General features: G+C 41.9%; 1 pseudogene. It reads right to left on the bottom strand.

The features are described from left to right. Window positions 1-515: pseudogene (locus tag QUA42_RS18050) on the bottom strand (beta strand repeat-containing protein); the annotation flags it as partial.

A 515-nucleotide genomic window follows, 5' to 3' on the forward strand; every position in this document is an offset into this window, starting at 1 on the left:
GCCGCTATAATTTGTATCCGTTGAAGTGGCGGTATGAGTAATACTTCCAGTATGACTTCCTTCCACTAATGTGTCATTAACAGCCGTGACAGTTACGGTTTGCGGTGTATTCCAGTTAGCTGAAGTAAAGGTGAGTGTGGAAGCTGAAGTATTAGTTTGAGAAGTGTTGCCAATGGCTAGATTAACATCGGCTGTGGGTTGTGATGTTAAAACTGCTGTGTAAGTACCAGTTGTACCGCCTTCTGTAGCATTCGTAGAAGTGGGAGTGATTGTTATGGCTGAAGTATCGTTATCAGTGATATTAGTTGTTACCGAAGCGACGGCAATGTTGTTGTAATTTGTATCCGTTAGTGAAGTTGCCGTATGAGTAATATTTCCTGTATGGTTTCCTTCGACGCTGTTATCATTAACTGCCGTGACATTTACGGTTTGTGGTGCATTCCAATTAAGTGAGGTAAAAGTAAGTGTGGCAGCGTCAGTAGTTGTTTGAGAAGTGTTACCAATGGCAAGAGTAA

It is taken from the genome of Microcoleus sp. Pol11C2 (genome assembly GCF_036701505.1).
In the GTDB taxonomy this organism is placed as follows: Bacteria; Cyanobacteriota; Cyanobacteriia; order Cyanobacteriales; family Microcoleaceae; genus Microcoleus.